This is a genomic window from Saccharopolyspora sp. NPDC050642, from assembly GCF_040654735.1.
GTDB classification, from domain to species: domain Bacteria; phylum Actinomycetota; class Actinomycetes; order Mycobacteriales; family Pseudonocardiaceae; genus Saccharopolyspora; species Saccharopolyspora elongata.
Genome location: NZ_JBFAIN010000012.1, coordinates 130,155 through 142,328, shown reverse-complemented (window position 1 = coordinate 142,328; position 12,174 = coordinate 130,155). Strand labels below are relative to the sequence as shown.

The following is a 12,174-nucleotide window of genomic DNA, read 5'->3' as shown; positions in this document are numbered from 1 at the left end:
AAAACCCCTGGTCACAGCACCTGCCCGGCTGGTGGGTGACAGGAAGGTTCCCATGCTCGCATCAGGTTTCCGGCGGTTGCCGGGGGTTGGTGGTTCGGATCGCGAGCTGGGCACATGCCGCTGCGGCCAGCGCCGCGGCGGCCAGTGCGAAGGCGACTGTGCTGAAGGCGGTCACCGCTTCCGGTCCACTCGCCGGCGCCAGATCCAGGTAGATCGCGCCGAAGGCTGCGACGCCCACGGCACCACCGATCTGCAACGTGGTGTTGAACAGTCCGCTCACGTCCGGTGCGTGGCGGGTTTCGACGACGCTCGTCAGGTGGTCGAGCGTGGCGCTGAACGCCGCCCCGTACCCCAGCCCGCCGAGACCGAGCAGGACGATCAGCACGGGCCCGTTGGCCGTGGCGGCCCACCACCGGCCCGAGCCGATCCCAGCGAAAGCAGCGGCGAGCAGCAGATTCCCGGCCGGTGCCGCCGATCTCCTCAAGCGCGCGGGCATCCTGCCGAGCAGCGGGCCCGAGACGCCGAAGGCGGCCACCCAGGACACCAGGACCAGCCCGGAATAGGTTGCGCTCTCCCCCAACCCTTGCTGGAGGTGGAGCGCCAGCACGAACAGCAGCGCGAAGTAGGTGGCCCGCACTGTGGTCTGCGCGACCATCGCCCACGCCACCGGTGCCCGCCGCAGCAGCCCCAGCTCGACCAGTGGTCGAGCGGCGCGGCGTTCGACCACGACGAACAGCGCGAACGCGGGCGGGCTGGCCGCCAAGCACAACTGCATCCACATCGGCCAGCCCATCTCCCGCCCCAGGATCATCGGGCCGATGAACAACGCGAGCGCCGCGGCCAAGACCGCCGCTCCTGCCAGGTCCAGCCGCTCCGTGCTGCGTCCCTGGTCCGCGGGCAGGAAGAACCAGGCGGTCACGAACAGGGCCGCGCCGATGGGCACGTTGATCAGGAAGACCGGACGCCACCCGGTGCCGAACAGGTCCGCGGAGACCAGCAGACCGCCGAGCACCTGCCCGATCACCGCGCTGCCCGCGAGGGTCACCGCGTAAAAGCCCAGCGCTCGGGTGCGTTCGTCGTCCCGGAAGTTCAGCTGGATTCCGGTCAGCACCTGCGAGGTCATCAACGCCGCCCCGGCGCCCTGCACGATCCGCGCGCACACCAGCAGAAAGGGTGTTGGCGCGAGCCCGCAGCCCAGCGACGCGAGCGTGAAGACCGCCAGACCGAGGAGGAAAATCCGCCGGTAGCCGCGCATCTCGCCCAACCGTGCGCTGGTGATCAGCAGCACCGCGAAGCTGAGCGCGTACCCGGAGACGATCAGCTCCAGCTCGGCGCCCGAGGCGGCCAGGTCATCGCGGACCGACGGCGCGGCCACGTTGACGATGGCCACGTCCACGTTGCCGAGGAACATCCCACCCAGCAGCGCGGTGAGCTGCCCGCTGGAGCCGCGCCGCCGCGACAACGTTTCGGTCATCGAGCTCCTCTTCACCATGTCCCGGCCTGATGCCTGGCATGAGTGAATCGGAGCGCGACGACAGATGCTGGCGAGCTTCGGACACGGAAATCCGGCTCAGCGCAGTGGGGCTCAGTTCCCGAGTTCGTCGAGCGCCGCCTGCGCTGCGGCGAGCTCCGAGCGAAGTTGCTCGACGCGCAGGCGCTGCTGCTCGCGAGCGGCGTCGATCAGCGGTTCCACCGCTGCCGCGACGTCGTCGTGCAGCGCCTTCGCCGCTTGCGCAACCGCGTTCGCGGCGACGGGCGTCGGGCGCACGACGCGCTTCTTGCCGGCGCTGACCTCGACGCTCCACTGGCCGTCCTGGTCCGCCGTCAGCGTCACCGTCGCCCCGCCGATCGGCTTCGCCTGCCGTGGTTTGCGGCGTGCCGCCGACTCCGCAGCCGGCTTCGCCGACGCGGCGGCCGGAGCCGCGGCTGCCTTGGGCTTCGCCGGAGCGGCAGGCTTCACCGCAGCGGCGGGCTTCTCCTGCGCCGCCGGTGGCTTCGCCGCAGCCGGAGCCGGGGTGGCAGGGCGTGGCTTCGCGGCGGGTTTCGCCGGTGGCTCGGGTGGCGCCGCTTTCTTGCGGGGTGGTTTGACCTTCGTGACCTCCGCGGCCGAGAAGGACAGCACGTCCTTCGAACCGGCCGGGCGGACCTGGATGAAGTCGCCCTCGGCCGGTTCGCCGAGCGCGACGACCTTGCCGGAGCGGCCTTCCTGGACGCCCACGGCCGAGCCGGTGAACCACACCGTCGGCGTGGTTCCGGCGTTCAGCTCTTCGCGGATTCCGCGCAGCTCATCGGACGACAGCGGTGACATCGCCACCCCTTGCTCAAGGGTGAGCCCCTTCGGGGCTGTTCGACAGTGACGCCACCACTATATCGAACGCCCGTGCGAAGCTTCAACGGGATCGACCGGCGGTCGTCTCGTAGTCCGCGAGGTCGGCCTTCCGGGTGCGCTGCCAGTACTTCCAGGTGAATCCGGGCCAGATCGTGCGGTTGACGCCGTTCTCGTCGAGGTACCAGCTCCGGCACCCGCCGGCCGACCACACCTCGTCGGCCAGTTCCGACTGGATCTCGGCGTTGAAGGCGTCCTGCACCGACTTCCGCACGTCGATCTGCCCGATCTCGTCGCGGCAGATCGGCCGCAGGCAGCTGAGTACGTAGTTGATCTGCGACTCGATCATGAACACCACGGAGTTGTGCCCGAGCCCGGTGTTGGGCCCCAGCAGGAAGAACAGGTTCGGGAAGCCGGAGACGGTCATGCCGAGGTAGGCCTCCATCCCGTTGCGCCAGGCGTCCTGCAGCTTGCGCCCGTCGCGGCCGACGATGCTCAGGTGGTCGAACGCGTCGGTGACGTGGAAGCCGGTGCCGTAGATGATCGCGTCGACCTCGTGCTCCTCGCCGTCGCCGGTGACCACGGATCGCGACCGGACCTCGGCCACCCCGCTGGTCACGAGGTCCACGTTGGACCTGTTGAGCGCCGGGTAGTAGTCACTGGAGAGCAGGATCCGCTTGCAGCCCATGGCGTAGTCCGGGGTCACCGCGGCGCGCACCTTCGGGTCCTTGACCGCCTTGCGGATGTACCGCTTGGACAGCTGCTCGGCGAACTTGCCGAGGCGGCGGTTGAACACCGCGAAGTAGCGCGCTTCGAGAGTCCAGTACAGCGCCGAGCGGGCGGCCCGCTGGACCAGCGGGGCGTTGCGGAACAGGCGCTGCACCGACTCCGGGATGGGCCGGTCGGGCTTGGGCTGGATCCACGGCGGGGTGCGCTGGAACAGGTGCAGCTGCGCCACTTCCTTGGCGATGCGCGGCACGAACTGGATGGCGCTAGCCCCGGTGCCGATCACCGCGACCCGCTTGCCCGCCAGGTCGAAGTCGTGGTTCCACTCCGCGGAGTGGAACACCTCGCCCTCGAAGCCTTCCACGCCGGGCAGTTCCGGGTAGCTCGGGATGTGCAAGGCGCCGACGCCGGACACCAGCGCGCGGCCTTCGTACTCGGTTCCGTCCGCAGTGGACACCGTCCAGGTGTTGGCGTCCTCGTCGTACTCGGCGCCGGTGAACTCGACGCCGTAGTGGATGTGGTCGCGGACCCGGTACTTGTCCGCGCAGTGCTGCAGGTAGTCGGAGATCTCGCCCTGCCTGGCGAACATCCGGGACCAGGACGGGTTCTGCTCGAAGGAGAACGAGTACATCAGGGACGGCACGTCGCAGGCGCAGCCCGGGTAGGTGTTGTCCCGCCAGGTGCCGCCGAGGTCGGCGGACTTCTCCAGCACGATGAAGTCGCTGATCCCGGCCTGCTTGAGCCTGATCGCCATCCCGAGCCCGGAGAAGCCGGTCCCGACGATGATCACCGAAGTCCGGTATTTGCGCTGGTCCTGCGTTTGCCGTTGCACCATCAGGTCCTCCTCCGACACCGGAACGACTGACTACCCGGCAGTAGCTTACTACGAGTAGGTTACTTGCGGTAGGGTGTTTCCGTGGAGACGCAGCAGGCACCGACCACCGGACGCAAGCGGATGCCCCGAGCCGAGCGGGAACGCCAGATCCTCGCCGTCGCCGAGCAGGTGTTCGCGGCGGACGGTTACCAGGGCACGTCCATGGACGACATCGCGGCACGGGTCGGCCTGTCCAAGCCGATGCTCTACGAGTACTTCGGCTCCAAAGAAGGGCTGCTGCTCGCCTGCCTGCAGCGGGCCAAGCGCGAGCTGCTGGAAGCGACCACGGTCGCGGCGGCCGGCGCAGCCACCCCCGAGCAACTGCTGCACGACTGCCTGCTGGCCTTCTTCAAGTTCAGCGACGACCACGCCCAGGCGTGGGCGCTGCTGCGCAACGAGTCCGCGGTGCCGAGCTCATCGGTGAGCAGCGAGCTGGAATCGATCCGCATGCAGCAGATGGAGTTCACCTCGGGGCTGATGGGCGCCGCGCGCCCCGACCTCGATCCGGTGCAGCTGGAGGCGTTCGCGGAGGCGATCATCGGCGCCTGCGAACGCCTCGCCCTGTGGCGGGACCGCCGCCCGGAGATCACCGCCGAACAAGCCACCGGACACCTGATGGCGCTGTTCGCCCCGAGCCTCACCCCGGTCCCCTGACACCACCCGCCCGCAAGGCGACCCAGCCGCCGATGGCCCCGGGGGCGCCGGTTGGAGCATGGGAACCTTCCTGTCACTCCACGCCGAGCGCAGGGCTGCGCCTTTGGAGCATGGGAACCTTCCTGTCACCTCACGCCGAGCGCACGCCCGCACCCTTGGAGCATGGGAACCTTCCTGTCATCCGTCCCCGAACTGGAGCGCCGCGAGTGTGTTGTCGGCGCGAGGTCGCGGGGTCGGAATGCCGGGCAGCAGGGGCCGAGGTTCTGACCTGAGCAGCGGGTCGCACCTCTCGAATTTCACTCGTTCGGGCGGTGATCGAGAGTTGGGGGTCAAGATCCACCGGACGTTCTCCGATACCGAGTCAGCCGTGCCAACACGTCAGACCCAAGGAGAACAGTTTGCGCCCCTGGACCACGCGCACAGTAAAGGCAGCCGTTGTGGCCGCGGGGTTCGCCGCAGTCGGGACCGGTGCCGCCTCTGCCGCGGAGAGCACCGACCTCCCGAAGCCGGACCTGTCGTCCGTTCCGGACAACATCGGGGTCCTCGCCCCGTTGAACGCCTGCCAGATGCAGAACGGGCCCGGGTACAGCCCGACGAAGGCTCCGTGCGCGGACACCCAGCTGTACGCGAACACCCCGAACCTGGTCAAGAAGGTGGGCGCGGACATCACCACCACCGGCCACGGGATTGGCGGTGAGTTGCGGGACGGCCGCCCGGTGCTCGCGCCCGGCAAGCCGAACCGGGTGCTCGGCCACGTCTTCGCCGAGACCACCCGCGTCGAGCAGATGGCGAAGACCCGCCCGACCATCGGCGGCTCGGTGACCCCGGACCACCTCGGTGTGGCCTCCGGACGCATTCCGGAAGCCACGCTGCTGGACGCCGAGGTGGGGCCGCGCGAGCCCGGACACCAGGGCATGTCCACGCTGGACACCGCGGTCGACCTGACCGCGGCCCAGGGCTACGCGACGGAACCGCTGGCCAACCCGGTCGGCGCGGTCGCCCCCGCTCTGGAGCGCAACCCGCTGCAGAACTCCGGTAATCAGGTCGCCCTGCCGCAGCCCGAGAAGCTCGTGCCTGCGATCGAGAAGACCCCGGTGACGTCGGAGCTCAACAGCGGCCTCGGCGGCGGCGCGAGGGACGTCGCGCAGCAGGTCACCGGCGGCCTTCCTAAGGCTCCGGTGCACCGGATCACCGGTCAGCTCCCGTCGATCGGCGACGTGGCCCGCGCGCTGCGCTGAGCACGATCGGATCAAGTGGTCCCGGACATCGTTCCGGGACCACTTTTTCGTTTCCGCACAACGAACAAGTAACGCTCCACAATGGATTTCTCACTCCATCGTGGGAACTTGCCGGAACACGCCCGGAGCGGTTCGACTTCGCCTGCGGGCATGGCGCAAACTCTGCCGCGCGGTCGCCGTTGCACGGGGCCTGTTCCCGCGTTTTCCCGGTCGCCGCAAGGGATGAACCCGCAATGTTCAGTCACCTAAGGAGAAGCACAGTGCGTACCGGTGCTCGTATTGCTGGTGTTGCCGCAGCCGCCGCTGCGATGATGGCCATCGCCTCCCCGGCCTTCGCCGACAGCGCGAACAACAACGGCATCAACCTGCTCGACGACAACAACGTCAGCGCCGTTCCGGTGCAGTTGTGCGGCAACAACGTTGCCGTCCTCGGCGCCGTGGTCCCGATCCTGTCGCCGCAGATCAACCACTGCGTCAACGCGCCGATCGTCGACCACCCCAAGCGCTGAGCAGCGGAAAAGGCGCCGGGCCCGCGTTGGCCCGGCGCCTTTTCACGTCCGCGAGTTCGACGGCTGCGAAGCCTCGCTCGTCACGCCGCCGTGGCGGCGACGATGTCCCCGTCGGGTTCGCCGAGGTCGAACGGCTCCCCCGCCTCTGCGCGGCGGATCAGGGAGGCCGGCGGCTCGAACCGCTCGCCGTAGCGGTCCGCCAGTTCCCGGCAGCGCGCGACGAATCCGGCCAGCCCGCCCGAGTAGCCGTTCATGTACTGCACGACTCCGCCGGTCCAGGCGGGGAACCCGATGCCGAAGATCGAGCCGATGTTGGCGTCCGGCACCGACCGCAGCACGCCCTCGTCGAGGCACTTGACCGTTTCCAGCGCCTCCACGAACAGCATCCGTTCCTTGAGGTCGGTCAGGCTCACCTCGGACGGATCACGCTCGGCCGAGCCGAAGTGCTCGGCCAGTCCCGGCCACAGCCCGACCCGCTTGCCATCGGCGTAGTCGTAGAAACCGGCGCCGCTGGAGCGGCCCTTGCGGTCGAACTCGTCGACCATGCGGTCCAGCACCAGCTCGGCCGGGTGCGGCGTCCAGGTCCCGCCGGCGGCCTCGACGGCGCGCCTGGTCTCGTCGCGGATCTTGCGTGGCAGCGTCAAGGTCAGCTCGTCGAACAGCTGCAGGACGGGCGCCGGGAATCCGGCCTGCGCGGAGGCCTGCTCGATGGACGCCGGGTGCACGCCTTCGGCGAGCATCGAGACGCCCTCGTTGACGAACGTGCCGATGACGCGGCTGGTGAAGAAGCCGCGGCTGTCGTTGACCACGATCGGCGTCTTGTTGATCTGCTGCACCACGTCGAACGCGCGCGCCAGGGCCCGGTCGCTGGTGTGCTCGCCGCAGATGATCTCGACCAGCGGCATCTTGTCGACCGGGGAGAAGAAGTGCAGGCCGATGAAGTCCTCGCGGCGGCGCACGCCCTCGGCGAGGTCGGTGATCGGCAGCGTGGAGGTGTTGGAGGCGATCAGCGCGTCGCCGTCGATTACCTCCTGCACCTCCGAGTACACCTGGTGCTTGATCTTCGGGTCTTCGAAGACGGCCTCGATGACGAGGTCGCAGCCGGTCATCGGGTCGATCTGGTCGGTGGGCGTGATCCGGGCCAGCAGCTCGTCCGCCTTGGCCTGCGTCGAACGCCCCTTGGCGATGGCCTTCTCCAGCAGCTTCGCCGAGTAGTCCTTGCCCTTCTCCGCCGCCGCGAGCGAGATGTCCTTGAGCACGACCTGCATGCCGGCCTTGGCGCACACGTAGGCGATGCCCGCGCCCATCATGCCGCCGCCGAGCACCGCGACCTTCTTCGCGCGCCATTCGGGTTCGCCGTCCGGGCGGCTGCCGCCGGAGTTGATGTGCTGGAGGTCGAAGAAGAACGCCTTGCTCATGTTCTTGGCGGTCTGGCCGCAGACCAGCTCCACGAAGTAGCGGCCCTCGATGGCGAGCGCGGTGTCGAAGTCGACCTGCGCGCCTTCCACCGCGGCCGCGAGGATGTTGCGCGGGGCGGGCAGCGGCGCGCCCTTGAGCTGCTTGCGGAGGTTCGCGGGGAACGCTGGGAGGTTGGCGGCGAACTTCGGGTTCGACGGCGTGCCACCGGGAATCTTGTGTCCCGGCCGGTCCCAGGGTTGTGCCGCCTCGGGGTTGGCCTTGATCCAGTCCTTGGCGGCCGCGATCAGCTGCTCCGGCGTGTCGACGAGCTCGTCGACGATGCCGATCTCCGCGGCCTTCTCCGGGCGCAGCCGCTGGCCCTGCAGCAGCACGTTCAGCAGCGCGTCGGCGATGCCCAGCAGGCGGACCGTGCGGACCACGCCGCCGGCGCCGGGCAGCAGGCCGAGGGTGACCTCGGGGAAACCGAAGCGGGCTTTGGGGTCCTTCAGCGCGATGCGGTGGTGGCAGGCCAGCGCGATCTCCAGGCCGCCGCCGAGGGCGGTGCCGTTGAGCGCGGCGACCACCGGCACGCCGAGGGTTTCGAGGCGGCGGAGCTGCCGTTTGACGCCGGTGGTGGTTTCGGCGACCCGTTCGGCGTCGCCGGGGCGGGCCTGGACCAGTTCGCGCAGGTCACCGCCGGCGAAGAAGGTGCTTTTCGCGGAAGTGAGGACGACGCCGGTGATGTTGTCGCGCTCGGCTTCCAGGCGCTGCAGGGTTTCGTCCATGGAGCGCTGGTAGCGCTCGTTCATGGTGTTGGCCTGCTGCTGCGGGTCATCCAGGGTCAGCACGACGATGCCGTCGGCGTCGGACTCCCAGCGGATGGTGTTCTGCTCGCTCATGTGTGATGTGTCCTTCAGCCGATCCGTTCGACGACAGTCGCGATCCCCATGCCGCCTCCGATGCAGAGCGTGGCCAGGCCGTAGCGCCGGTTGCGGCGTTCCAGCTCATCGATGAGGGTGCCCAGGATCATCGCCCCGGTGGCGCCCAGCGGGTGGCCCATGGCGATGGCCCCGCCGTTGACGTTGACCTTGTCGTGGGCGACGCCGAATTCCTTCATGAACTTCAGCGGGACCGCGGCGAAGGCCTCGTTGATCTCGATCAGGTCGATCTGGTCGATGCTCAGGTCGGCCTTGGCCAGCGCCTTGCGGACCGCCGGGCCGGGGCCGGTCAGCATGATCGTCGGATCGGCGCCGCTGAGCGCCGCGGCGACGATCCGGGCGCGGGGGCGCAGCCCGGTGCGTTCGCCGAGGGATTCGCTGCCGATCAGCGCCAGCGCGGCGCCGTCGACGATGCCGGAGGAGTTGCCGGCCGTGTGGACGTGGTCGATGCGCTCCACCCAGTGGTACTTCTGCAGCGCGACGGCGTCGAATCCGCCGAGCTCGCCGATGTCGGCGAAGGACGACTTCAGCCCGCCGAGGCTGTCGGCCGTGGTGTTGGCGCGGATGTGTTCGTCGCGGTCGAGGACGGTGACGCCGTTGCGGTCGGTCACCGGGACCACGGAGCGGGCGAAGCGGCCGTCGGCCCAGGCCTTGGCGGCGCGGGTCTGCGACTCGGCGGCATAGGCGTCCACAGTGGACCTATCGAAGCCTTCGATGGTGGCGATCAGGTCGGCGCCGATGCCCTGCGGCACGAAGGAGGTGGCGAAGTTCGTTTCGGGGTCCATCGCCCAGGCTCCGCCGTCGGAGCCCATCGACACCCGGGACATGGATTCGACGCCGCCGGCGAGCACGGCGTCCTCCCAGCCGGAACGCACCTTCTGGGCGGCGATGTTGACGGCCTCCAGGCCGGACGCGCAGAAGCGGTTGATCTGCACGCCGCTGACGGTGTCGGGCAGGCCCGCGGCCAGCGCGGCGGTCTTGGCGATGTCGCCGCCCTGGTCGGCGACGGGCGAGACCACGCCGAGCACGACGTCGTCGATCAGCGCGGGGTCCAGGTCCGGGTGGCGGCGCTGCAGCTCCTGGATCAGGCCCACCACCAGGCTGATCGGCTTCACCCCGTGCAGCGACCCGGTTTTCTTGCCGCGACCGCGTGGTGTGCGGATCGCGTCGTAGACGAACGCCTCGGACATGTGTGGCGTGCCTCCTCGTTGCGGCAGGTGCTCCACCCAGAGTGTGACACCAACACTGTCACAGTCAAGATGCTCTTAACCTGCCCGTTAGCCCTCTCTTCTGGGGCAGATATGGGGCAAGCATGCTTCACGAGCATTCGAGCAGGTCACCAATCGCCTGCTGCCAGTCCTACCACCTGGAGCTGAGCGAGGTGGGCCGGTGACAGCTCGAATCCGGATCATGGCGGACAGCTCGGCAGAGGCCGAAGCGATCCAGGCGGCGCTGGAGACGGTGCTGGACGTGGCCGGCGGGGAGCGCGACTACCCGATGCGCAACGGGTTCGGGGTCCGTCGCTACCTCGAGGTGCGGTTGCCGCAAGCGGGAACCGTGCGGGCGAGAGCAACCCGAATTGATCGGCCAGAGCTCAAACGCTGACCGAGCAACGTACGGAATGGAACAGCCCCCGGCAGCAGGAATGCCGGGGGCTGTTCGCGGTGTCGTGGTTCAAGCGTTGAACTCGTCCGCCTTCACCGCGGCGAGGAAGTCCGTCCAGCGCTCCTTGGTGAAGCTGAGCAGGCCGCCGTCGCGGTCCTTGGTGTCGCGCACGCCGGTCGCGTTGGGGGCGGTACCGACCTCGACGCACTGTTCGGGGTTGTGCAGGCTCTTGGTGGACTTGCGCCAGTTGGTGAACACGGTCAGTCCTTCGTACTCGGTGGATCGGGTAGCTGGGCGATATCCGTGGAGATCTGCACGAGCAGCCGTCGCGCATCATCGCCTTCGACCGCGGCCTGCCACAGGCTGTCGGCGAGCCGGTTGTAAAGAGCGACGTCGTCGGGGTCGTCCGTGCTGATCTCGGTGTTGACGGTTTCGACGAACACGGTGTCGCCGATGATCCAGAATCCGCTGGCCGGGATGTGAGGCAACCGGGTGTTGAGCGGGATGATGCCGAACCGGACGGTTGCCAATCCGCACAGGGCTATCAGCCGGTCGATCTGCGCCACCATCGTCTGCGGCGGGCAGGCGAAGTACCGCAGGGCCGACTCGGCGATGAGCAGTTCGACGTGTTTGGCCGAGTCGTAGAGCGCGTGCTGCCGCTCCAGGCGAACCTGCACGGCGGCGTCGGTGTCGTGCGGCACCTGCTGTAGCGCGGCGGCCGAACTGAACACGTGGCGGGCGTAGTCGGCGGTCTGCACGAGACCGGGCACGACGACGAGCTCGAACGCGCGGATCGTGCCTGCTTCGGCCTCGATACCGCGACTACGCTCTTGCCGTCGCCGGTGCCCGGTACGCAGCTGCCGCTTCCAGCTGGAGGACTCCAGCCGGATCGTCCGCAACTCGTCGCGGAACTCAGTGGCCCTCGGCTCCGGAACTTCGGTGAGTCGCACCCAGATCAGCAGATCGGCGTCGGTCGGGAGCTGCCTGCCGTTCTCGATCTTGGAGATCTTGGACGGCTGCCAACCGGCGGCGCTGGCGAACTCCCTGCCGGAGTAGCCGGCGCGCTCCCGAAGTTCGCGGAGTCGATCGCCGAATTCGAGCTTGTGCCGTTCGGGTGTGCTCACAGGTTCATCTCGTCGGGTCAGGGGGTCAGGACCGTTTCAAAGGGTGCCGCATGACTCCAGGCGATCTCGCGCCACCTCCTGTGCTTCGCCACGGTGCCGGCATCGTCGACCAGTTCGGCGGCGATCATGCCGTGGTCGTCGAAGTGCATGATCGCGACCAACTCGTCGTCGAACAACCAGAAGTCGTGATCGGGCAGGTTGTGCTCGACGGCGGCCGTGGTCGACATGACGCGGATGTCTTCGCCCGCCGTGGCGTTGCCCGGTGCCGCGAACATCTCGAACCGCAGGTAGTCGGTCAGCGGCTCGGTGAGCACCCGCACCCGTTCGAAGCGCCGCCCCGCTGCGGTTGCCTGCCGGACGTTAGCCAGCCAATCCGCAGTGAACGACATGTCGGGCGTTTCGCCCGCGAGGAACTGCCGGAACGCCTCGGCCTCGTGTGGTTCCCGGTACTCGGGTTGGCATTCCCAGCGCCAGGCGGAGCGCGTGAAGATCTCGAACAGCCGCCCGAAGTCCGCGCCGCGTACGAGCCGGGTCATCAGGTGTCCTTCGGTGCGAACCGCAGCAGTCCGGCGGGAATCTCGACCGCGGTTTCCGTTTCCGGCATGCCTCGCTCGCGAAGTGCTGCAAGGGCTTCCGGGTCGTCGATCTTGTAGCCCTGCACGACAAAGGTGCCACGGTCGGTGGCGTACAAGTTCGGGCACGAGCCGTTGATGCTGGTAGTCCCCAAGAACGTGAGCTTCATAGCCCCTCCAGATTGTCGAAACATCGAGCATCCTGCAAGC

Annotated in this window: 13 protein-coding genes; 4 read left to right on the top strand and 9 right to left on the bottom strand. The window is 68.5% G+C overall.

The window, feature by feature from the left end:
• Positions 1-61 precede the first annotated feature (61 nt).
• From AB0H93_RS20630 to AB0H93_RS20620, 3 genes are all read right to left on the bottom strand, one after another.
• On the bottom strand, positions 62-1,474 hold the full coding sequence (locus AB0H93_RS20630; RefSeq protein ID WP_358574543.1) for an MFS transporter: 1,413 nt from the start codon (positions 1,472-1,474) through the stop codon (positions 62-64).
• Between the two features lie 111 nt (positions 1,475-1,585).
• Positions 1,586-2,308 (bottom strand): DUF6319 family protein, encoded by a 723-nt coding sequence (locus AB0H93_RS20625; RefSeq protein WP_358574542.1) that lies wholly within the window; start codon positions 2,306-2,308, stop codon positions 1,586-1,588.
• An 82-nt stretch (positions 2,309-2,390) separates the two neighbouring features.
• On the bottom strand, positions 2,391-3,887 hold the full coding sequence (locus AB0H93_RS20620) for an NAD(P)/FAD-dependent oxidoreductase (RefSeq protein ID WP_358574541.1): 1,497 nt from the start codon (positions 3,885-3,887) through the stop codon (positions 2,391-2,393).
• 81 nt (positions 3,888-3,968) lie between these two features.
• On the opposite strand from AB0H93_RS20620, the gene AB0H93_RS20615 reads away from it, so the two are divergent.
• The 3 genes from AB0H93_RS20615 (at position 3,969) to AB0H93_RS20605 (ending at position 6,327) form a co-directional block, all read left to right on the top strand.
• Positions 3,969-4,580: a TetR/AcrR family transcriptional regulator gene (locus tag AB0H93_RS20615; RefSeq protein ID WP_358574540.1), complete on the top strand. Its 612-nt coding sequence runs from the start codon at positions 3,969-3,971 to the stop codon at positions 4,578-4,580.
• Positions 4,581-5,017: 437 nt separating this feature from the next.
• Positions 5,018-5,818, top strand: coding sequence for a hypothetical protein (locus AB0H93_RS20610; protein WP_358574539.1), 801 nt, complete (start codon positions 5,018-5,020; stop codon positions 5,816-5,818).
• Between the two features lie 260 nt (positions 5,819-6,078).
• Positions 6,079-6,327: a hypothetical protein gene (locus AB0H93_RS20605; protein ID WP_358574537.1), complete on the top strand. Its 249-nt coding sequence runs from the start codon at positions 6,079-6,081 to the stop codon at positions 6,325-6,327.
• An 80-nt stretch (positions 6,328-6,407) separates the two neighbouring features.
• On the opposite strand, the gene AB0H93_RS20600 is transcribed toward AB0H93_RS20605, so the two are convergent.
• Both AB0H93_RS20600 and AB0H93_RS20595 read right to left on the bottom strand, forming a co-directional pair.
• Complete coding sequence (locus AB0H93_RS20600) at positions 6,408-8,624, bottom strand: 3-hydroxyacyl-CoA dehydrogenase NAD-binding domain-containing protein (protein WP_358574536.1); 2,217 nt, start codon at positions 8,622-8,624, stop codon at positions 6,408-6,410.
• 14 nt (positions 8,625-8,638) lie between these two features.
• The gene (locus AB0H93_RS20595) at positions 8,639-9,853 is read right to left on the bottom strand and encodes an acetyl-CoA C-acetyltransferase (RefSeq protein ID WP_358574535.1); all 1,215 of its coding nucleotides are present in this window, start codon (positions 9,851-9,853) and stop codon (positions 8,639-8,641) included.
• Positions 9,854-10,052: 199 nt separating this feature from the next.
• On the opposite strand from AB0H93_RS20595, the gene AB0H93_RS20590 reads away from it, so the two are divergent.
• Positions 10,053-10,268, top strand: a complete 216-nt coding sequence (locus AB0H93_RS20590) for a hypothetical protein (protein ID WP_358574534.1) — start codon at positions 10,053-10,055, stop codon at positions 10,266-10,268.
• Between the two features lie 69 nt (positions 10,269-10,337).
• On the opposite strand, the gene AB0H93_RS20585 is transcribed toward AB0H93_RS20590, so the two are convergent.
• Genes AB0H93_RS20585 through AB0H93_RS20570 form a run of 4 tightly spaced genes read right to left on the bottom strand, consistent with a single transcriptional unit; the run spans position 10,338 to position 12,134 of the window.
• The gene (locus AB0H93_RS20585) at positions 10,338-10,526 is read right to left on the bottom strand and encodes a DUF397 domain-containing protein (protein WP_358574533.1); all 189 of its coding nucleotides are present in this window, start codon (positions 10,524-10,526) and stop codon (positions 10,338-10,340) included.
• Between the two features lie 2 nt (positions 10,527-10,528).
• Entirely contained in the window at positions 10,529-11,392 is an 864-nt protein-coding gene (locus tag AB0H93_RS20580; protein ID WP_358574532.1) for a helix-turn-helix transcriptional regulator, read from the bottom strand.
• 17 nt (positions 11,393-11,409) lie between these two features.
• Positions 11,410-11,928 (bottom strand): DUF6879 family protein, encoded by a 519-nt coding sequence (locus AB0H93_RS20575; RefSeq protein ID WP_358574530.1) that lies wholly within the window; start codon positions 11,926-11,928, stop codon positions 11,410-11,412.
• Entirely contained in the window at positions 11,928-12,134 is a 207-nt protein-coding gene (locus tag AB0H93_RS20570) for a hypothetical protein (protein ID WP_358574528.1), read from the bottom strand. The genes AB0H93_RS20575 and AB0H93_RS20570 overlap by 1 nt, the downstream gene beginning before the upstream one ends.
• Between the last annotated feature and the right edge of the window lie 40 nt (positions 12,135-12,174).